Annotated in this window: 14 protein-coding genes and 1 tRNA gene; 6 read left to right on the top strand and 9 right to left on the bottom strand. The window is 57.6% G+C overall.

The annotated features are described in order from the left end of the window. Position 1: 1 nt before the first annotated feature. The 5 genes from U8U68_RS00640 to U8U68_RS00620 all read right to left on the bottom strand — a co-directional run bounded on the left by U8U68_RS00640 (position 2) and on the right by U8U68_RS00620 (position 5,210). The gene (locus tag U8U68_RS00640; protein ID WP_322198926.1) at positions 2 to 310 is read right to left on the bottom strand and encodes a flagellar biosynthesis anti-sigma factor FlgM; all 309 of its coding nucleotides are present in this window, start codon (positions 308 to 310) and stop codon (positions 2 to 4) included. 229 nt (positions 311 to 539) lie between these two features. Beyond that, a complete protein-coding gene (locus U8U68_RS00635; RefSeq protein ID WP_322198925.1) occupies positions 540 to 1,592 on the bottom strand; it encodes a protein-glutamate methylesterase/protein-glutamine glutaminase in 1,053 nt (350 codons plus the stop codon). Positions 1,593 to 1,652: 60 nt separating this feature from the next. Further along, positions 1,653 to 2,495 carry a CheR family methyltransferase gene (locus U8U68_RS00630; protein WP_322198924.1) on the bottom strand — a complete coding sequence of 281 codons (843 nt, stop codon included), beginning with the start codon at positions 2,493 to 2,495 and terminating at the stop codon, positions 1,653 to 1,655. Further along, on the bottom strand, positions 2,482 to 2,985 hold the full coding sequence (locus tag U8U68_RS00625) for a chemotaxis protein CheW (RefSeq protein ID WP_322198923.1): 504 nt from the start codon (positions 2,983 to 2,985) through the stop codon (positions 2,482 to 2,484). The genes U8U68_RS00630 and U8U68_RS00625 overlap by 14 nt, the downstream gene beginning before the upstream one ends. A gap of 140 nt (positions 2,986 to 3,125) precedes the next feature. Beyond that, positions 3,126 to 5,210, bottom strand: coding sequence for a chemotaxis protein CheA (locus tag U8U68_RS00620; RefSeq protein WP_322198922.1), 2,085 nt, complete (start codon positions 5,208 to 5,210; stop codon positions 3,126 to 3,128). A gap of 535 nt (positions 5,211 to 5,745) precedes the next feature. Here U8U68_RS00620 and U8U68_RS00615 point away from each other — a divergent pair. The 4 genes from U8U68_RS00615 (at position 5,746) to U8U68_RS00600 (ending at position 14,036) form a co-directional block, all read left to right on the top strand. Then, positions 5,746 to 7,173, top strand: coding sequence for a hypothetical protein (locus U8U68_RS00615; RefSeq protein WP_322198921.1), 1,428 nt, complete (start codon positions 5,746 to 5,748; stop codon positions 7,171 to 7,173). Continuing rightward, on the top strand, positions 7,154 to 7,504 hold the full coding sequence (locus tag U8U68_RS00610) for an EscU/YscU/HrcU family type III secretion system export apparatus switch protein (RefSeq protein ID WP_322198920.1): 351 nt from the start codon (positions 7,154 to 7,156) through the stop codon (positions 7,502 to 7,504). Before U8U68_RS00615 ends, U8U68_RS00610 begins: the two co-directional genes overlap by 20 nt. Before the next feature lie 3 nt (positions 7,505 to 7,507). After that, complete coding sequence (locus U8U68_RS00605) at positions 7,508 to 8,134, top strand: PilZ domain-containing protein (RefSeq protein WP_322198919.1); 627 nt, start codon at positions 7,508 to 7,510, stop codon at positions 8,132 to 8,134. A 493-nt stretch (positions 8,135 to 8,627) separates the two neighbouring features. Then, positions 8,628 to 14,036 carry an S-layer homology domain-containing protein gene (locus U8U68_RS00600; RefSeq protein WP_322198918.1) on the top strand — a complete coding sequence of 1,803 codons (5,409 nt, stop codon included), beginning with the start codon at positions 8,628 to 8,630 and terminating at the stop codon, positions 14,034 to 14,036. Positions 14,037 to 14,137: 101 nt separating this feature from the next. On the opposite strand, the gene U8U68_RS00595 is transcribed toward U8U68_RS00600, so the two are convergent. The 4 genes from U8U68_RS00595 to U8U68_RS00580 form a co-directional block, all read right to left on the bottom strand. After that, complete coding sequence (locus tag U8U68_RS00595) at positions 14,138 to 16,210, bottom strand: elongation factor G (RefSeq protein ID WP_322198917.1); 2,073 nt, start codon at positions 16,208 to 16,210, stop codon at positions 14,138 to 14,140. Positions 16,211 to 17,078: 868 nt separating this feature from the next. Next, entirely contained in the window at positions 17,079 to 17,345 is a 267-nt protein-coding gene (locus U8U68_RS00590) for a hypothetical protein (RefSeq protein ID WP_322198916.1), read from the bottom strand. After that, on the bottom strand, positions 17,342 to 17,824 hold the full coding sequence (locus U8U68_RS00585; protein WP_322198915.1) for a hypothetical protein: 483 nt from the start codon (positions 17,822 to 17,824) through the stop codon (positions 17,342 to 17,344). Before U8U68_RS00585 ends, U8U68_RS00590 begins: the two co-directional genes overlap by 4 nt. 488 nt (positions 17,825 to 18,312) lie before the next feature. Then, positions 18,313 to 18,389, bottom strand: a tRNA-Val gene (locus U8U68_RS00580). Between the two features lie 184 nt (positions 18,390 to 18,573). Between U8U68_RS00580 and U8U68_RS00575 the strand changes: the two genes are divergently transcribed. Together U8U68_RS00575 and U8U68_RS00570 are read left to right on the top strand one after the other, a co-directional pair. Beyond that, on the top strand, positions 18,574 to 20,034 hold the full coding sequence (locus U8U68_RS00575; protein ID WP_322198914.1) for a glycoside hydrolase family 30 protein: 1,461 nt from the start codon (positions 18,574 to 18,576) through the stop codon (positions 20,032 to 20,034). Positions 20,035 to 20,597: 563 nt separating this feature from the next. Continuing rightward, positions 20,598 to 21,155 (top strand): beta-xylosidase family glycoside hydrolase, encoded by a 558-nt coding sequence (locus U8U68_RS00570; RefSeq protein WP_322198913.1) that lies wholly within the window; start codon positions 20,598 to 20,600, stop codon positions 21,153 to 21,155. Positions 21,156 to 21,186: the final 31 nt, after the last annotated feature.

Raw genomic sequence — 21,186 nt, 5'->3', positions numbered from 1 at the left:
CTTAAACCTCCCCTAAAAGAAGCAGCTTTTTGGCAATATTCGCCGCGTCTATTTTGTATTCCCCGGCCCGCACCTGCTCTTCCAGAGAGGCCAGCGTTCCGGTGGTGGTGGCGGTTCGCACCTCTTGCGAGAGCTTACTGTGCAGCTCCATCTTATAGGGGTCCGCTCCCTCCCGCGCGCTTAGGGTGATTTGGTCGAACTTCTCCCCACCGCTGCCGGGCAGGGCCGCTGCCTGGGTATTGTAGGAGCGCGCCTGGTTCACCCGCACTCCGCCGCCGACAGAAGTTATATGATAGGGCGATGTGATCATGTTTCATCCCTCTTTTCCTGCAAACACAATAAAGAATTTCAAAATCTTTCTAAATAAATTATCGGATAGCCCCCGTAAAAATTAAGAGGCCATCCGATAATAATTGAAATCTTTCTTAATCTTTTGGGTTCCCTTCCCTGTTAAACCCATCTAGAGAACCCCAGGCGGCACACGGTTCTTGCTTTTTAGCCAGGGGATCCTCCCCTCTGGCTGTGCGGAAGAACCCCGCTTACTTACCTGTCTGTAAGCTCCTTAGCAGCACGCTGGCCACCCGCTCGCAGCTGGCCTGTTCACACACCGCGCCCCGCTCATAGGCTACGCCGGGCATGCCGTATACCACGCAGGACTCCTTATCCTGTCCAATAGTATAGGCCCCCCGCTGGCGCATCCGCAGCAGGCCCTCCGCCCCATCAGAGCCCATTCCGGTCATAATAATCCCAATCATCTTGCAGCGCACATTTTCCGCCATAGAGAGGAACAGCGCGTCCACAGAAGGCCTGTGGCCGCTCACCTTCTCGCCCGGGGTGCAGCTGACGTAATACTCGCCGGCAGCCGTGCGGTTAATCCGGCACTGCAAGTCCGCCGGGGCCACCAGCGCCAGGCCCGGCGCCAGCCGGTCGCCGTTTTGGGCCTCCCTCACCTCCATGCGGCACAGGCGGTCCAAACGCTCGGCATACATCTTTGTAAATCCCGGGGGCATGTGCTGCACAATAACCATGGGCGGAATATCCGCCGGCAGGCGCTTCATGACCTCTAAGGTGGCCTCTGTGCCGCCGGTAGAGGCCCCCAGACCCACTATATAGGGGTGCTTCAGCCCCCCCAAAGGGGCCGCCACAGCCGGAACCGAGGCCAGCTCGTGAAGCTCTGGTTTAGCCGCCGGGGCAGGCCGCCGCACCTTGGCGCTGGAGGCCTCGATCACCGCCTCGGTCAAGGAGCTGATAAAGGCCTCTCTGCTTTGCACGTCGTCGGGCTTGCGCACAAATCCCACAGCCCCGGCATGCAGGGCGTCAAACACCTTTAAGTTTAAAGAGGACGCCAGCACCACGGGCAGCGGGTACTCAGGCAGCAGTTTTTTCAAAAACTCAATGCCTGTCATGCCCGGCATCTGCACGTCGCAGGTCATCACGTCCGGGTTCAGCTGTTTCACTTTATTTTCAGCGTCTCTGGCGTTAATGGCATAGCCCGCCACCTCTATGCGCGGCGACCTGGCCAGCCCGTCCATAATCAGCTTTCGGGCCACAATGGAATCGTCTACCACCAAAACACGTATCTTTTTCTGCACCAAACTTGGTTCCTCCTTGCTGGGCCCGCCCCTGGGGGCAAAAGCCTTGTTACGCCGCCCCTATCGCTTTTGGAAGATGGAGGTGGCCACCCGGGCATAGGGGGTGTCGGGGGGCAGGTTCTCCGCCTTGCTAATAATCAGATACCCGCCGGGCACCGTGGCGTCGAACATACGCCGGGCCAAAGCCGACTTGGTCGGCTGGTCAAAATATATCATCACGTTGCGGCAGAAGATCACATCGAACTTCCTTTTAAACTGAATGGGGTCCATTAAATTGAACTGCTTAAAAATCACATTGTCCTTAATCTTCGGCGCCACCTGGTACATTTTTCCTGTAGCGGGTTTGAAATAATTCTTCTTCCAGTGGGGCGGAATGGTGTCCGGCAGTTCATAAACGCCCCGCTTGGCCTTTTGCAGCGCGTCCACCGAAATGTCCGAAGCCAAAAGCCGGGTGTCCCAGGCAGAGGCCTTGCCCCCCAGATAATCCATGATATACATAGAAATATTATAGGGCTCTTCTCCAGAAGAGCAGGCCGCGCTCCAAATAGACAAACATTTGTCTCTTTCGTGCTTCCGCACGATTTCAGGCAGAATGACACGGGTGAAGTAGTCAAAGGACTCCACCTCGCGCATAAAATAGGTATAGTTGGTGGTCAGCTTGGAAAGCAGCTGGTTTATGTCGTCGCCAGAGCCCTTTTTCAGCAAATAGTCCACGTATTCAGTAAAGCTCTTAAAGCCCATGTTTTTTACCGTGCTGGAAAGCCGGCTGTTTACCAGCTGGCGCTTTTGGTGCAGGTCCAGGCCATACTTGGAGTGTACGAAACTGACCAGACGCTGAAAATCCTTTTCAGAAATCGTCAGAGAGGGTGCGGCAGCCGGGGTAGTGGTTTTATTGATGTCCATTCAGCAGCACCGTACAGTCCAGCACCATCAGGGTGCGGTTTTGGCCGGGCAGGCTGTACATGCCCGTCACCATCTTCTGGGCCTCCAGGCCGCTTTGATAGGGCACGGGCAAAATCCGGCTGGTTTCAATATCAATGGTCTGGTCCACCTCGTCCACCAAAATGCCAATCTGGACACCCTCTAGATCCAGAATAACACTGCAAAACTTTTCTTCCGGAATCTGCCCCATCAGTAGGCGGAAGTCGATAATAGGCACTACGCCGCCGCGCAGGTTGATCACCCCGCGGATGTGTGGCGGCAGCATGGGCAGCCATTTGATGGAAGTCTCCCACTGGGTCAGCATTTCCTTGACGTATTTGGTATCTACGCCATAGAATATGCCGCCAGAGCTGAAGATAAGATACTTCTGGGTCTCCACCTCCAGCTGTTCCTCGCCTGGAAAAATTTCAGCGTCCACGGCCGTTGGGGCCGTCATCATATCTTCTGGCATAAAACACAGTCCTTTCTGCTACAAAGCCCTCCCGCCGGCACAAGCCGGGGCCATGGGTTTAGGCTGATGCGTATAATCATATCATAAAAAGCACGGTCTGGCAAGAGGGCGCGTCTTTGGGAACGCCCCGCAAACACCCCTTAGCCCGCCTGGGAGGCCGCGTAAATGCTGGCCACATCCAAAATAATGCTGATGTCTCCATTGCCCAAAATGGTGCAGCCAGTAACGCCGTAGTTTTTAATGCCGTAGTCGTTCACATAGTCCGGCAGGGGCTTTACCACCACCTGCTGCTCGCCGATCAGCTCATCCACAAACAGGCAGAAGGAGTTGTCTCCAGACTCCACCCACAAGAGAATCCCCTCTTCAAACAGGTCCTTGCCGCTTTCCATCTGGTAGAACTCTTTGGCACGCACAATGGAGTAGAAGTTCTCCATCACCTCAATCATCTCGCCCCGGGCCGCGTCGTGAATAATATCCGCCTCGCTCACCTTCATAATCTGCCGGATATTGTTAATGGGCACGGTAAATACCGAGCTGCCCACCGCCACCTCCATGCCGTCCATAATGGCCATGGTCAGGGGGATCTTCAGGGTGGTGGTCATGCCGTGGCCCTTTTCGCTGGTAATGGTCACCGTGCCGCCCACGCTCTCCACATTGCTCTTCACTACGTCCATGCCCACGCCGCGCCCCGAGTACTCGGTAACCTCGGTGTTGGTGGAAAAGCCGGGCATAAGCAAAAAGTTCAGAATCTCCCGGTGGCTGTAGTCCACCCCGGGCACTGCCAAGCCCTGGCGCATGGCCTTGTTCAAAATAGTCTCGTCGTCAGCCCCCTGGCCGTCGTCTATAACTTCAATAATGACTTCGCCGCCGGTGTGCCGGGCCGAGAGGGTAATTTTGCCCACCGGGTCTTTGCCCGCGTCAATGCGGTCCTGCACATGCTCTTCTATCCCGTGGTCCATGGAGTTGCGCACAATGTGCATCAGGGGGTCGCTGATACTGTCCACAATGGTCTTGTCAACCTCTGTGCCCTCGCCCTCCAGAATGAGGTTCACCTCTTTGCCCAGCTTCTTGCTCATATCCCGCACAATGCGGCGCATCTTCTGGAAGGTGGCGGAAACCGACACCATGCGCAGAGACATGGACACATCCTGCAGCTGGTCGGTCAAAGAGCGCAGCTGCCGGGCGGCGGAATTGAAGTTATCCAGTTTCAGCCCCTTTAGGTCCGGCGACGCCGTGACCATGGACTCGGTAATAACAATCTCGCCCACCACCGCGTTCAACTCGTCCAGCTTGGACAGGTTTACGCTAATCAAGCTCTCCTTGTTATGGTTCTGCTGGGGCTGCTGCTTGTTGGAAGAACTATTCTGCGCCGCCGGGGCCGGGGGCGCGGCGGCGGGGGCCGCGGGGGCCTCTTGGTTGGCGGCGGGGGCCGGGGCCTCTGGCTCCCGCTGGGCGGGCGCCGCGTCAAACATCTGGTAGTCCGCCACAGAGCCGGCCTCTTTGACCGCGTGAATGGCCTTTTCCCGCAGCTCGGGGGTCAAAAACCGCAGAATAAAGCCGTTTTCCACAATAAACGAGGCGGTGTCGGGGTTTTCGCCCACATCCGCTGGCAAAAAGTCAAACTGTTCGTCTCCGTCGCAGGCCTCTTTGACCGAAGACGCCAGCATAAAGGCCCGCAGATTCTCCATGCCGCTGCCCTCGTCAAAGAACACCTGCATGCCATATGGGAATTCCCCGCTGCCAAAGCTCTCTCTCGTGGCCGCTCCCGGGGCGGCCGCCTCCCCGGCTGCCTCTGGGGCCCCGGGGGCTTCCTCTTCTTGCTTGCCTTGAATTTTATCTGAAAAGCTCTTAATATTCGCCAGGATATGGTCGACATTCTCAGTAAGCGGCTGGTCGTTTTCCAGCTTTTCAATTTCAGCCTTGAAAAAGTCGATGGCCTGGAAGATCAGGTCAAACAGGGTTGGGCGCAGCTCTTCGGCCACAGCCTCCATGCCCTTGTCCCTTATAATGAAAAACATGTCCTCAATTCTGTGGGCCACTGTCATCAGGTTGTTAAACTCCATCATGGCAGAAGAGCCCTTTATGGTGTGCATAATGCGGAAAATCTCATTTACGTCCTCCTGAGAGAAGGTCTTTCTGTCCTCCGCCCCCAGCACCATTTCGTCCAGCGACTCCAAAAGCGTATTCATTTCATATAGATACGCTTCCATCATATCGTTGCCCATACTGTGTTCCACCTTTTCTGCTAAAGTGCCGAGGGGGGCGCTCCCTCCCAGCCGTAAAATAATAACACAACTTTTTGAAAAGCCCTGTGTTTTCCTTGGGGAAAACCGGCGTTTTATGCCTTCTGGCCCCTTTAAGCATGCGCTATGTATAATATTATAGCACAGTGCCCGCGGTTTCGCAACACGCAAAAACGAGAGTTTTTCAGATTATATTTCGGCAAGACCGGCAAAAAAAATAAGCCCCGGGGGCTTTTTGCCCGTTTTTTTGTTTTTTCCCTCCAGGCTCCGGCCTCTTTGCCGCCCGTTTTTTGCTCTGATGTTTTTTTCATGCCGCTCTTTCTTTTGGCGGCGATTTATGGTATTATAGTGAAAAGCCCCCTCTGTATCTTTTTTATAGAATAAAGGAGAGGTTTCATGACCCGGGCCTGACTGGTCCGTACCGTCCGCTCTTAAAAGGCGGGCGCGAACTTTTCCCAAAGTTTTTTGACTAACGCCCGCGCGCCAGCTCCGCGCGGCTGACAGGAGCCGAACGCCTATGCCTGAAATTCTGCGTCCCACCAACCCGGTCCCCGGGTATGACAACGTTGGGGCCCGCAACCAAGCCATTAACCCCAACGACCCCAATACGAATATCCAAAATGTGATAGACCCCAGCCGGGTTACCCGGCCGGACCAGCGCTCTGACCAGCAGCAGGCCGGGGACGCCTCGGTGTCCCACCGAATGCGCTATGAGTCCAACTTCCTCACTTTCTTGCAGCGCCTGGCCAACGCCCCCGACGCGGCGTCGGCTTTTCTGCGCCTTTTACAAGGCCAGGGCCTACAGGTTTCTTCCGGCATCTCGGAGGGACTGGCCGCGGAGCTACAGCAGTTCCTAGAGATGATGCGGCTGGACGAGAGCCAGCTGGCCCAGTTCCTTCAGGGTCAGGTGCAAAGCGGCCTGCGCTTTGGCGGGGCGTTGTTCGCCGCCCTGCGCAATGCCTATAACAGCTCAAATTCCGAGGTGCTCCGCAACGAGATCCTCCAGTTTCTCCGGCAGTACAGCGACTACTCCTCCACCGGACACCTGGAAACCCGGATGCTGCGCACCCTGTACGACATGACCCGCTCTCTGCCCTCTCACTGGGCCAACCAGCTGACAGAGATGGCGGCCAAGATGGAAAACGGCGTGGCCGCCGGCGACCGCCAGGGCAACCTGGACATTCTGCGGGGCCAGGTGTTTCCCCTGATCTCCGACTACGTGCGCCGTACCCACGACCACGGCCAGGCCCGGGCCCTGCTCTCCATGCTCACCCTGGACATGGTCCGCTACGAAAACGGGGAGGAAAGCCAGCTGCTGGCTGCTTTCCGCCACCTGGACAACTACAATATTTTTAAGGGCAACCTGTCCTCCCTGCCCGACGAGGACATTCTCCGGCTGCTAAAGGGCACAGATTTTGCCAAGGCCTCCCAGGCGGACCATTTCGCCGATAAATTTATCCAGCTGGCGGCCCGGGCCCTGCGGGGAGAGGGCGGCACCGCGGCCCAGGAAATCTTTAACAGCCTGATGAACTCTATTTTATTAAACGAAAGCGTCTACATGCCCCTTTTGCATCTGATGCTGCCCTTCCAGTGGGAAGACAAAGCCGTGTTCTCCGAGATATGGGCCGACCCGGACGCCCAGCACAGCGGCGGGCGGGAAGAGCCCGCGCCCCGGCTGCTGCTGAAAATGGACATCGAGGGCGTGGGCCCCTTTGACCTGCTCATCGACAGCCAGGGGGGGCGCACCTCTTTGCACGTGTCCTGTCCCAAAGCGGTGGCGGCCTTTTCCGGCGACATTTCCCGGGACCTGGGGGACATTCTGCGCCGCAACGGCCTGAACCCCGGCGATGTAAAAGTTTCCGCCATGCGCAAGCCCCTGAACATTTCGGACGCCTTCCCAAAACTATTTCAAGAGGTGAAAAACGGTGTCGACGTCAAGATCTGAAAGCCCCGCCCGCCAGCCCACCCGCCAGCGGGCCGTGGCCCTGCAATATGGAGTGAGCGATTCCGCCCCTGTCATTGTGGCCTCGGGCATGGGGCACCTGGCCGAGCGCATTCTGGACGTAGCCCAGGAAAACGGCGTGCCCATTTACGAGGACAACTCTTTGGCCACCATTCTCTCCCAGCTGAACCTGGGGCAGGAGATTCCGGACGAACTGTACCGGGCCGTGGTGGAAATTTATGTGTATTTTCTCAATTTCGACTTCAACCGCCAGCACCAGGGCCGAAACAAGCCCGCCCCGGCGGAGAACAGCCAAAGCGAGGAGGTTTCTTAGTATATGCCTATGTTTTTTAACAAAAAAAGCAAACCGAAAAACGTCTGTGTGCTGCTGGACAGCCAGAACTCACGGGTGCTGGCCCGAGGCAGCATAGAGGGGCCCCCGGATGGACTGAACCTGCAAATCAATATTTTCGAAGGGGACCCCATTGCCGTAAGCAACGCCGAGCACGTGCAGATTGTGCCTGCCGACGAGGAGATCCCCCCCAAGCTGGCCCACGTAATTCACCGGCAGAACACCCTTTTGGTGTTCGAACCCTTGCGGGAGCTTACCGGCGACCAGGTGCGCAGCAACCTGCGTATGCCCGTGGACTTCGACACCTTCGTCTACCCCACCGGGGACCAGCCCGGGCGCTGGCGGGCCACGGGCCGGGACCTAAGCTGCGGGGGCATCAGCCTGTTTTGCACAGGGCCCATCCAGGTGGGCGACCTGGTGCAGGTTGTGGTGCCGATTACCCGGACTGCCCCCCTGCTGCTGGACTGCCAGGTGCTGCGCCTGGGCAAAGAGGCGGACGGACGGTCCTTTTTTGCCGCCAAGTACCTGGCTCTGCTCAACGAACAGGAGAGCATGCTGCGGGAAGCGGTGTTTAATGTGCAGCTAAAAACCATGCAGCGGGTGCGGCGGTAATTTTTCCGGCCCTTCCTCTATTTTTCAACAAAGCCCAGTGCCTGTTTGAAAGCCGGGGAAACCCGGGATTTTTGGCCGGGAACCAGGGGAAAAGCCCCAGGAAAGGCCCGCCGCTTTTTGAGGATTTTTGACGCCGAAACCACTGTTTTTGGTCAAAACAGACTCCAACTCCCCATATTGGGAATATCTCCCAAAGGTTACATTTTTGTTGCTTTTTGCCCTAATATGGAATACAATAGTATCGATTTATTCTATTAAGAAAGGAGGCAGGTCCTTTTATACAGTCGGCCTGTTGCGGAATTCATTTTATTTTTTGTAATTGAAAGCCTCCGGGCGCAAAGAACGCGCCCTACGGCAAGGCCGTGGGGCTCTGCCCCACACACCGCAAGGTGCCTAATGCGCCTTGACCGCGCAATCTGGCTGGCTTTCCGCTATTTCGCAAAAGGTCTCAATAACTGCTACCCCCTATTTTTAAGAAAGGAAATACATATCCATGAAACGCAAACACAACCTGAAACGGCTTCTTGCCCTTTTGCTGTGCACTGTGGTGTTTTTGGGGGCGCTGCCCCTTTCGCCCCTGGCCCAGCAAAGGGCCGGCGCCTCCTCTTGGGCAAAGCCCTACGTGGACCAGCTGCGGGAATGGGGCGTTTTAAAGGGCGACGGCAGCGGGACCATCAACCCCGGCGAACGCCTGACCCGGGCCCGCATGGTGGCTATGCTGAACCGCGCCTTTGGGTTCCGCACCACCGGCCCCATCCCTTTTACTGACGTAAAGCGTCAGGATTGGTTTTACGACGACATTTGCATTGGCTATACCGAGGGCGTGTTCAACGGCGAGTCCCCCACCAAGGCCAACCCCAACGGCCTGGTAACCCGGGAGCAAGCCCTGACCCTGATGGGCCGCTGCATGCGCCTGGAGGAAAACGTGGGCGAGGTCACCGAGTTTACCGATGGCCGGGAATTCAGCTCTTGGTCCGCGCCCTTTGCCCGGTCCGCAGTGCTAAACAACCTGATCAACGGCTTTGCCGACGGGTCTTTTCGGCCCAAGGGCAACATCACGGTGGGCGAAATGGCCAAAATGCTGTCCATCGGCATTGGCAATCTAATCAACACCCCCGGCGTGTACCCTGTGGGCGGCTATCCCCCCAACGGCGTATTCGGCAACCTGACCATTAATACCAACAACGTGACCCTGCGGGACGTGACCATTGCCGGCGACCTGTTCCTTACCGGCGGCGTGGGCCTGGGCGGCGTGGTACTGGATAATGTTCGGGTGCTGGGCCGCATTATCATTGCCGGAGGCGGCAACAGCGAAAGCGCCGAGGCCAGTATCATCCTAAACAATGTGGAGGGCCACAAGCTGATTATCGACCCCGCCACCGGGCAGTTCGTCTCTGTGCGGGCGGTGGGCGGCACCAACATTCCCGAGACACAGGTAAGCTGCAACGCTTACATACAGGACGACGTCCGGGACAACCAAAAGGGCCTGCAAAAGGTTTATCTGGAGGCCCAGCCCGGCGCAAACTTCGTCATTGCCGGAAACATGAAGGACGTGTATAACAAAACCCCGGAGTCCACCCTGACCGTGGGCGACACGGGCACTGGCAGCGTGTCCTCCATTACCGTGGACGAAGAGGCCAAGGACTCGGTCCTGGACCTGGAGATCAACGCTGTGGTGGACCAGGTGCACCTGGACACCTCCGCCCAGGTCACGGGCAAGGGCGACATTGGCCAGCTGAATGTGAACGAGGACGGCAGCGTGAGCGAGATTCTGCCCGACAAAGTGGTGGTACGCCCAGGCGTTATTACCGAGATTGCCGGTATTCCCGACGTGGACTCGGAAAAAGCCAAGGAAATTTCCAGCGACCCCAACATTCTCTCCGGCTATCCCAAGGTGCGCAACATTGCCCCCACCTCCGCAGACGGGGTATTCTCCGTGAATAAGGCCGGCACCCTGTACTGGGCCCTGACCAACGCCGCCATTGGCCCCCTGGGCGACCGGGACGCCGAGGCCATGATCCATCCTTCTTATGGCAGCGGGTTTATGCAGTTTGACAATATTGAGGTGCCCCTCTCCAAAACCGAGCACCAGGTGACCTTCTCTGGCCTGGACCAGGGCGGCACCTACTACATCTCCGCGGTGCTGGTGGACGCCCACGGCCGGCGCAGCCCGGTGAAGTCGCAGGAGTTCACCACCCCGGATGGCAGCGTACCGGCCATGTCGGCTGGCTTCCCCACCATTGCGGACCGTACGCCCACCCGCAACAATACCAACGCGGACACCCCCTACTTTGAGCTGGTAGACGTGCAGGCCACTGTAATGGCCACCAAGACCTGCGACCTGTACTACGTGCTTTTGCCTGCGGGCAGCACCCAGCCCCAGCCCAGCGAGTTCTTGTCCCACTCCTTCCCAGATCCCTTTGGCTATGGACGGGTGCGGATGATCAAGAACGCCATGGACAGCTTTAGGATTAATGAGATTGACATGAACCTGGACGGCATGCCCGAGAGCCTGGGTGAGCTGGAAGAGAGCACCAGCTATGACCTGTACCTGTGGCTCACCGACTCGGACGGCACTCAGTCCTCCAGCATTATCAAGCAGACCATTACCACCAAGGACATTACCCCGCCCAAGTTTAACATGGAGACCGTACAGACCGCCACCCAGGCCACCTCGGTGCAGCTGACCAACTCCATTAACGAAACCGGCACGGTCTACTGGGTGGCTGTGGACCGTGGCGCCGATTATCCCGTACGCCGGGCCGGCGACGACTACGAGGTAGACGGTGTGGATATGTTCCTGTATAGCGACTACGCCAAGCTACAGGTGGTCAACGGCCTGAACGGCCTGTTTGCCGGCAAGGTAGCCGCCCAGGCCAACAAGGAGTTTAAGCTGACCATCAGCGGCCTGCAGCCCGAAAGCGCCTACGACGTGTACTACCTGGCGGCGGACGCGGCGGGCAACTACTCGGACCCCATTCAGGTCTTTACCGTCCACACCCTGGACGAGACGCCCCCTGTGGCCCGCCAGGAGTTTGAGGAGTACCCAGAGGACAGCCCCAACACCCCCTATGCGGACTCTACCATTCGGATCATTTTCAACGAGGACATTATCTACCGCCAGCCCACCAACTCCACAGATCCCAAGGTCACGGACCCGGTGCTGCTAAGCATGTACCAGACCGCCTACGGCAACCTGCCCGGCGTGACCCAGGAAGAGCAGGAGCGCGCCCAGCGGGACCTGCGCAACGCCCTGAAGGATATGATCATCCTGCTGGACGGCAGCGGCCGGCCGGTGCCGGTGTATGAGACCGGCAACAAGGTGGCCACCTCCACCGAGAACGCTGTAGAGTGGGTGGTGGACTACAATAAGGTGCAGATCTACCTGGACGGCGCGGAGCTGGTGGTCAGCTTCCCCACCAACCCGGACCTGAACGAGAGCGCCCTAAACCTGCAAAGCGGCGCGCGGTACCAGTTCCAACTGCAAAACATTGCGGATAACTCGGAGCGGCACAACGTGATGGGCCGGCAGACCCTGCCCATCTTTGAGACGGTTTCCGCGCAGGTGGTTATCGACCAGTTTGAAGGTTCTACCAAGCTGAACGCCTATACGAACGGCCAGACCACCGGCACGCCCATCTATTCCAAAGGCGACGACGACGAATATACCACCGAGATCCCCATTGACATTGCCTTTACCGCCCGGCCCCGCTCTACCGGCAGCACAGCGGACGGCGTGTACTGGGATATGCTCTTCTGGTTCGATACCTCTGTGCAGTTTGAGCTGTACACCCGGGTGCAGGGCCAGGTTGAGGACCCCTGGATTCTGGTGGGCAACGTAACCACGAACGATGCCGGCCTTACCGTGGCGGACGCAAACACTGGCTCTATCCCCATTTCCGTACCGGACCGGGCCACCAACCTGCGGGGCGCCAGCGTGATGCGCTACCTGGGCAACAGCGAATACCACTATATTAATGAAGAATATAAGACCGGCGGCATTGGCTGCGGCCTGAACGACTCCAGTGATCAGACCTACGAGTACGCCCTGCACTTTACCCGTATTGGCAACAACGAGGACCGCTCTACCTTTAGCCAGCTGATTAAGGGCCAGGTCACCTTTGTCACCGGCCCGGCCAGCAGCCTAAGTGTGCTAAGCCGCAGCTTGAACTCGGACACGGCCTTTGACCGGGTGCTGAACCACCAGGACGGCGTGCGGGAGATCACTTTCCCCAAAGCCCTGGACGACATGCCCCGCCTGCTGACCAACCAGTTCTCCGACGGCAAGGCGCCCCAGCTGCAAAACGAGACCCCCACCTTTACGGTCTCTGACAACTCCGCCAGTATGGAGCTGGCCCTGGATCGCCCGGGTACTGTGTACTATGTGCTGGCCCCCTTCAATAAAGACGACGCGGGGAACGACACCACCGCGGTGCTGGCCCCACGCGAGGGGAACAACATCAACGTCTCTGAGGAAAAGATGAAGCGCATTGCCGACAGCGGCAAGGGCGTGTACACCGAGGACGGCAAGTATGGTGCCGACGAGGTGCTGAAAGGCAAAGAGGACGGCGGCCTGCCCAACGGCCACACCCTGAACACCAGCACGGATGAAAAGATTGATAACTACAAATTCGTGTACCCCAACAGCCTGAACATTATGAACCCCGCGGGTACGGGCCTAACCGGTTCCATGATCATCACCGACAGCGCCGAGGTGGGTATAGACAACACCAGCGTGCCCCTGGACGACCTGAACCCGGACACCAAGTACCTGGTGTACATCGTCACCCAGGGCAACTCGGACATTCTCTCCGAGGTCAAGGTGTTCCAGTTCCGCACCAGCCCGGTGACCAGGCCTGTTATCTCTCTGCGCTCCAGCGGGTCGAACATTACCATTAGCAGCAATATCGACGCCAATATAGACTATATGGTGGTGCCGTACTCTACCGCTATGAATGAGATTTTACAGCAGGAGTTTGTTCCCGATCCTTCCATTATTCCCGCGCCCGCTCCCCTGCCTTCTCCGGACAATAAAATCTATCACGCTATGGGCAAGAATGTTCCCCAGGGCACAAAATCCGCCGGTTCTTGGTTTGACGTGTACGCTGACCAGGCCACCAAGGACAGTATTGCCGACTACATTCGAACCACAGAAGCCGATGGCAGCGCCGTTATGGGCACGGGCACCATATTTGTAAAAGGCGAAGGTTCTGAAACCGTGTTCTGTTCCAAGGACTTCGAGCTGCGTCCTGGCATTGACTACATGTTCTTGGCCGTGGGCCGAAGCCCGGAGAATTCCGGCGACGCTTTCCGGGCCACCTTCCCCTTCCGTATGGCGGACAGCGACGCTCCTGTGATCGATAGCGTGCAGAACACGTTGTACGCGTTCAAGGTAAAGAACGATTTTACCAAGCAATGGTATATTGGCGGCACTCTCACCCTAACCTTTAATGAACCTCTCTGCTATCTGCAAAGCGGTTCTGGTACGCAACAGACCCTTTTTAAAGTGACAAACTCTAAAGGCAGTACGAATGCAGAGTATAAAAAGACTACGGACATAGTGGAAAATCTGTTGGCCGCTGGCGTCCAAATTATTATGGATTCTTCTACCGCCGACCCTCCGGCCCAGGCTGTCAGCATTGCGATCGGTTTCTCCATGGATAATCAATATCATCCTATTGATCCTACTACCGGTACTGTTTCCATTTTTAATCTCACTCCTTCCGGTTCTTCCGTAGTCTTCTTCCCCGGCCTCTCCGACGAGAGCTACAACGCCCGCATGGATAATCCCCTAAGCGTAAGCGTTACGGTCCGTGACAACGGAGATGGCACAGGCACGCCCGTCGTCAATATCCCCACCGCGTGGATGCGCGCCGGACTGGACCCCAATGTAAGAAGCTAAGCGGCACCGGCCGTTTCCAGACCTACAATCAAAAAGAACCAAAAAGGGCCCCGGCAAACCGCCGGAGCCCTTTCTTTATGCTCTATCAAATCTTTCGCCGCTTACTCGTCTCCGTTCTCCGCCTTGGCGGCCTCAATCACCTTCTGTGCCACCTGGGCCGGGGCCTCTTCATACCGCTCGAACGCAAAGCTGAAGCTGCCGCGCCCCTGGGTGCTCTGGCGCACAAAGGTGCTAAAGTCATGCATCTCCGCCATGGGCACCTCGGCGTCCACGGTCTGCCGGCCCGCGCCCGCGGGCTCCATGCCCAGCACCCGGCCCCGCCGCTTGTTTACCTCGCCCATCACGTCGCCCATGTTGGCGTCCGGCACCGTGGCCTTTAGGTGGCCAATGGGCTCCAGCAGCACCGGGCCCGCCTTTGGCATACCCGCCTTGTAGGCCAGGCTGGCCGCTGTCTTAAAGGCCATTTCAGAAGAGTCCACCGGGTGGTAGCTGCCGTCGTACAGCACAGCGGAAAGCCCCACCACCGGGTACCCGGCCAGGGGCCCTTTGCTGATGCAGTCCCGCAGGCCCTTTTCCACCGCCGGGAAAAAGCCCTTTGGCACCGAGCCGCCCACCACGCGCTCGCCAAACTCCAGCCCCTCGCTGTCGCAGGGAGAGAACTCGATCCACACGTCGCCAAACTGCCCGTGGCCGCCGGTCTGCTTCTTGTGCCGGCCCTGCACCTGCACGGTCTTGCGGATGGTCTCCCGGTAAGCCACCTTGGGTTCCCGCAGGGTAACCTCTACGCCAAACTTGGTCTTCAGCTTGGTCACGGCCACGTCCAGGTGCTGCTCACCCAGGCCGCTGATTAGCATCTCGTGGGTCTCGTGATTGGTGGAGAAGTGCAGGGTGGGGTCCTCTTCGGCCAAACGCATCATGCCCTGGGCCACCTTGTCCTCTTCCCCCTTCTTTTTGGGGCTGATGGCCATGGAGAGGGCCGCCCCCGGGTACTCGATGCCCTCCAGGGTCACCTTCCGGGCCGGGGCGCACAGGGTGTCCCCGGTATTGGTGGTCGAAAGCTTTGGCACCGCGCCGATGTCCCCCGCGCCAATATATTTCACGTCCTCCTGCTTCTTGCCGGTAAGCATCACGGTCTTGCCCACCCGCTCGGTGGCGCCAGTGCGCATGTTGACCAGCTGGGTCTCGGTAGAGACCTTGCCGGCAATCACCTTGATATAGGAAAGCTTGCCAATAAAGGGGTCCGCCACGGTCTTGAACACAATAGCCGCAGCCGCGCCGTCGCTGCTGACGGTCAGCTCCACCGGGTTGCCGTCTGGGTCCACGCCCATTTCTCCCGCGTGGTCCGCCGCAGAGGGGGCCAGCCAGGTCAGGCCGTCCAGGAACTGCTCCATGCCCCGCATCAGCATGGCGTCACCGCAGAACACCGGGGTGATGGCCCCAGACTTCACGCCCTTGCTCACGCCCACAATCACTTCTTCGGGGGTGAACTCCTCGCCGGCGAAATATTTCTCAAACAGGGCGTCGTCGGTCTCGGCCACGGCCTCATAGATGGCGGTGCGCAGGCCCTCCAGCCGGTCGCCCATGTCAGGAATGGCCACCTGCACCGGCTTGCCGCCAGAGTAGTCGTAAGCCCTGTACTCTAAAAGATTCACATAAATATTGGCCTGGCCCTCCTCAATAAAGGGCACCACCACCGGGCACACCGAGGGGCCGAACTGGGCCTTTAGGTCCTCGAACACCCGGTAGAACCGGGCGCTCTCGTCGCACAGGCCGTTGACGAAGAAGATTTTGGAAAGGCCCCGCTTCTCGGCGGCGGCCACGGCCTTTTCCGTGCCCACTGAGGGGCCGTCTTTGCCAGAGACCACCACCAGGGCAGTGTCGGCGGCGCGCATGGCCTCGCACATTCCGCCCTCGAAGTCAAAAAGACCGGGGGCGTCCAGCAGGTTGATTTTCTTGCCCTTCCACTCCAGGGGGGCCACCGCTGCCGCGATAGAGGTCTTGCGGCGGATCTCTTCCGGGTCATAGTCGCAGACCGTGTTTCCGTCTCCTACTTTGCCACGACGGTCCGAAGCGCCCGCCAGATAAAGCATCGCCTCGCTCAAAGTCGTCTTTCCCGCGCCGCCGTGGCCGGCCACAGCCAGGTTGATAATGTTTTTTTCCGGGTACTGGTTCATAATAATAGCCCTTTCCACACGCTGTTCAGGCATTATTGCCAGAGCACACAGCTATGTATTATTTAATTTGCACAAGTTTAAAACCAAGGCATATGCTAATTATAAAGTATTCGCCAAAGATTTGCAACAGTTTTTTGTGGAAAAGCGGAAGGAACTTTCATTTCCTCCCGATCGGAGCGTTTAGGGATCGTTTGAAAATAGCGAGAACACGGTCTTTTTCAATTTTTCCAATAAGCCCTAGAGTCTGTTTAAAAGCCGGAAAGCGCTGGATTTTTGGCCAGGAACCAGGGGGATTCAAGGAAAAAGAGGAAGAAAGCCTGCCGTCGTTCCAGGATTTTTGATACCGAAACCACCTTTCGAAGGCGCCAGAAAATGGACGGAAGGGGGAATAAGCGCCATACCGCGGGCCCCCTTTTAGAAATCCGCACTATATTCTATCTTAAATGAGGTGGTGCAAGAGGTCAAGTCCTTTCCCCAAAGGCGGTTGTGTATGGGAAAGGAAATCCTGGCTCGCCGGGTCTGGGCGGCCCGGGAAGGAGGCTTTGGGGACCTGGGGGTGTTTTAGTGGCGGCAGGGGCATTTCCGCCTGTCGGGAGCGGGCGCGTACAAGGCCGCTGTGATGGCCAAGCGGGCCTTTGAGAAGCTGGCGGACAGCGCGGAGCCCGCCGAGTAAGCCATACGGCGAAACGCGGAAAGCCCCGGCTGACCTTTTCGGTTGGCCGGGGGCTTCTTGCTTATATAAGGGACATTCGGCTTCTATGGTGAATTATATTCACTAAACAAATAATCCGGCGGTACTCATATTTTGCGAAAAAGGCTTATGGAGTCCGTGAACAAAGAGACGAAGCCGTGAAAAAGAGAACGCGAGCTAAGAGACCAGATGGAGCGAAGAATGAATCAGGAAAAGGTCTCCCCAAGCATCCTTGGAAAAGATATTCTCCTCAAAAAAGGAGAAACAGTGCAGTTCCCCATCAAAGATATGGGGAATCAGGAAGAAAAGCCGGTTAACCACCGCGTGTTCGTCCTCAAAAGTATCACAGTTTGCTGCCGGAACGTTAAAAAGCTGCTGGGGGGCACGGGGGACACGCTCTCCAACCCAAAGGAGATAGGCGGCATAAACCTGGGCCGCGGTCATGGCTGTTCACCTCCCAGAAAAGCCGGGAGAAGGTCCCGCACTGTGGGGTGGTTGCAGGGGATGGCAAAATAAGGGGTACCATCCTCTGCCAGATAGCGGAAAGGCGTTCCGGTTGGGGTAAGCCGCACGCCGGAATAATTCTGGGGATGATTGCAGATATAGCGCGCGGTACAAGCAATGAAGTCTTTGGCAGAGAGCTTTTCCGCAATGGGATGCTCATAGATGGCAAGCAGGACCGGATTGTTCGAGCCATGAAGCCATATGTACTCCACCGCGCGTTCCAGAGAGCGTCGGACGGCCCTGGAGGTGGACTTGCCCGCGGGCTGTAGAATGCGGGTGCAGAGTTCTTCCAGGGAGATCTCGTTGGGATACCTGGGGTAAAGTATGGCCGCCTCCTGTACGGCCAAACAGAGGACAAAGTAACAATTATTGCTTTTGGGAAGGGGAAGTTTGGAAATGATGGGCTCTACATTTGTCATAACGGGTCATCCTTTCATTGAAATATGCGTTAATACCAGCATACAACAAATTTTACCTGAATTGGCAAAATTTATCAAATACGACATGACATGACAAAAGTCGACTTCTAAAAAGAAAGGAAAGGCCGCCGCTTTAGCACAAGCCCTTCCTGTTTTGTTTTTGCCGCCAGGGCCCCCGCATGGGTTCTGGCGGCGTGCAGGGGCCCCTTGGGTGGTCTGGAAGCAGTTGCCGGGGCTTCTGGGGGCTTTGATTTAAAGACCAGGTATGTACGCCCCCATTAGCCGCTCAGGCTTTGTGTTTCAGAACAACAAAGAAATATTTGCAAAAAGATAAGGCCCTTGCAATAAGAGCTAGGCCCTTTTAGCCTTGAATTTAACTGCGAATTCAGGCCTTAATCTCCATCCGTGGGGTCTAGGTACTTCCAATCATAACAAACCGGGGCAAAAGAAAAAAGCCTGGGAAACAACTTGTTTCCTGGGCTTTTGGGTGGTGGGGATAACAGGACTCGAACCTGTGACCTCCTACGTGTGAAGCAGGCGCTCTAACCAGCTGAGCTATACCCCCATGACGCTATCTAGTATAACAGGTTATGACAGAAAAGTCAAGGCTTTTTTCGATTTTTTGAAATCTACTTCTAAACCAACAGGACCTTTTGACAAATCCGGCAAAAAATGGTAAAATATAGAATAAAATCTGCCGGGCGGCCCAACGTCCGCCAATGGCATTTAGAAAGGAACGGAACACACCTATGAATTGCAGACAAATTACTACCTTTGCCGCCAATGGAACCGGCTACCCGGTGGAAAAGACCCTGCCCGTCACCCCAGAGGCGGACGAGCCCCGCCACCTGGAGTCTGGCGTGATCAACCTGTATCCAGACATTACCTACCAAACCATCCAGGGCTTTGGCGGCGCCATGACAGACAGCGCCGCCTACCTGCTAAGCACCCTGCCCCCCCAGGCCCGCCAGGAGGCTATGGACCTGCTGTTTACGGAAAAAGGCAACCGTTTTTCCATCATCCGGGTGCCCCTGGACAGCTGTGACTACTCCCTGGAAGAGTACCAGGCCGTGGCAGACCCTGTGGCGGACCCGGAGTGGAAAACCTTTGACATGACCCGGAACTTCCAGTACATTCTTCCCGCCCTAAAAGAGGCCCTGGCCCTGTGCGGCCCCTCGGCCTCGGTGCTGCTCAGCCCCTGGTCGCCCCCCTGGCAGTGGAAAACACCCCCCAAGCCCCTGAAAAACGACGCCATTGTCTACGGCGAACTGCCCGGCCGGCCCAACGCCGTGGACCACAGCAAGCCCCAGCGGAACAACGGCGGCAGCCTGAAGCCCCAGCATTACGGCGACTGGGCCCGGTACCTGGTGCGCATGGTTCAGGCCTACCTGGACCAGGGGGTGCCGGTAACCATGCTTTCTATACAAAATGAGTCCATCGCGGCCACCAACTGGGACAGCTGCGTCTGGACCGCCCAGGAGCAAAAGATCTTTTTGCGGGACCACCTGTACCCCGCCATAAAAGCGGCCGGCCTGGCGGACCAGGTGGGGCTGTACATCTGGGACCACAACAAGGAGCGGGTGCTGGAATGGACCCGGGACCTGGTGGACGACGAGACCGCCCCCATGATCGCGGGCGTGGCTTTCCACTGGTACTCCGGCGACCACTTCGAGGCCGTTAAAATGACGGCGGAGCAGTACCCAGGCCTCAATCTGCTTTTCTCCGAGTGCTGCCCCCTGCACCAGCCGGGCAAGGCCGGCCCCGCCTGGCTGACCAAAAAGACCCCCGAGACCGTGGAGCAAGAGGACGCGGTGAACTATGCCCACGACATCATCGGCAACCTGAACGCGGGCATGGAGAAGTGGATTGACTGGAACTTCTGCGTGGACGAAAACGGCGGCCCCCGCCACGTGGACTTTGGCTTCTCCGCCGGGATGATTGTCTCTGGCGGCGCTTTCCACACCAACCTGATCTTTGACTATGTGGGCCACTTCTCCCGGTACATCCGGCCCGGGGCCCAGCGGGCCGGCTTTAGCCGCTGCGACGCCCATGTGGAGCTGACCGCCGCCAAAAACCCGGACGGCAGCCTGGCGGTGGTGGTGCTCAACCAGGAGAACGAGGACAGGGCCTACGCCTTCCGCATAGAAGGCCAGGTTATTCGGGCCAGTTTCCCGGCCCGGACCATCTCCACCCTGCTGATAGAGGCATAGGCCGATTCCCTGGAAGCCCGGCAGTGGAGCAAGAGCATGGTCCCGGTGCAGAAGCCCTGGGGTGGAGGCCTGCCAGTGGCTAAGAACCTGTATTCACTACCCGCAAACGCCATCTAAGAGGTCCTTTTTGTGCTGATCCAGCGCATCCACTCTGGCCGGGAACCCACCGGGACGGCAGCCGAACCCCCTCTTTACCCAGGACTCCACGCCCAAATCCCCTTTATTTCCCAAAGCCATCCATTCTTATAGTTTCTTCCAAGGTTCGGGCTGGTTTGAAGCATCGGGGACGATTTCCCCCATTTCCCAACAGGCCCTAGGGCTTGTTGAAAAATGGAGGGAATGACAAATTTGGGGTCAGATCCCAGAAAAAAGCCGCAAGGCAACCGGCCGGGTGACGAGGATTTTTGACGAAGAAGATGGCCGCTCATGGGCAAAAAGACGGCGTTTTTGATGTTTCAAACAAGCTCTAATATCCACAAAATCAGGAGGTCCCCTTATGAAATACCGCAACCCTGTTATTCCCGGCTTTTACCCCGACCCCAGCGTGTGCCGGGTGGGCCCATTTGCGTGGCCAAAAGCCGGGCTGCTGCCGGTTTGAACAGGGCCTGGTGCTCACCGCCGGAGAGGACCGCCTGGACAGCCCTTTGGGTTCTCCCAGCTTTGCGGGGGTGCGCCAGCGGCAGTTTCTTGCTTTTGTAGAGACAGAGCTTCTCCCCCAGCCAGAGGCCCAGGCCGGGCTCACGGTGTTCCACACCCACCAGCACCACTATGACCTAACCCTTGTCCAGAGGGACGGCCAGCGGGCGGCGGTGCTGCGCAAGCGGGTCTGCGACATGGTTATGGAAAGCCCCCTGGTTCCTCTGCCCGGGGAGGGCCCGGTAACGCTTCAGATTCAGTCGGACAAGCAGGGGTACCGGTTCTTTGCCAAACCCCAGGGCCAAGAGCCTGTGCTGGTGGGCCAGGGGCTTAGCCAGCTGCTTTCTACCGAGGTCATGGCGGGAACCTTCACGGGCTGTTTCTTTGGGCTGTTCTGCCAAGGCCAGCCTGGGGCCCAGGCCCGGTTCATCCGGTTTACCTGCCGGTATTCCGGGGAGGAAAACGAAGGCCCCGCTCCCCAATAAAAAAACAACAAGGCCCCTGGCATGGGATTTC

The sequence above is a fragment of the Acutalibacter intestini genome, assembly GCF_034334985.1.
Lineage (GTDB): Bacteria > Bacillota > Clostridia > Oscillospirales > Acutalibacteraceae > Acutalibacter > Acutalibacter intestini.
Note: the sequence above shows the minus strand (reverse complement) of the source record. Positions and strands in the feature narration are given on the sequence as shown.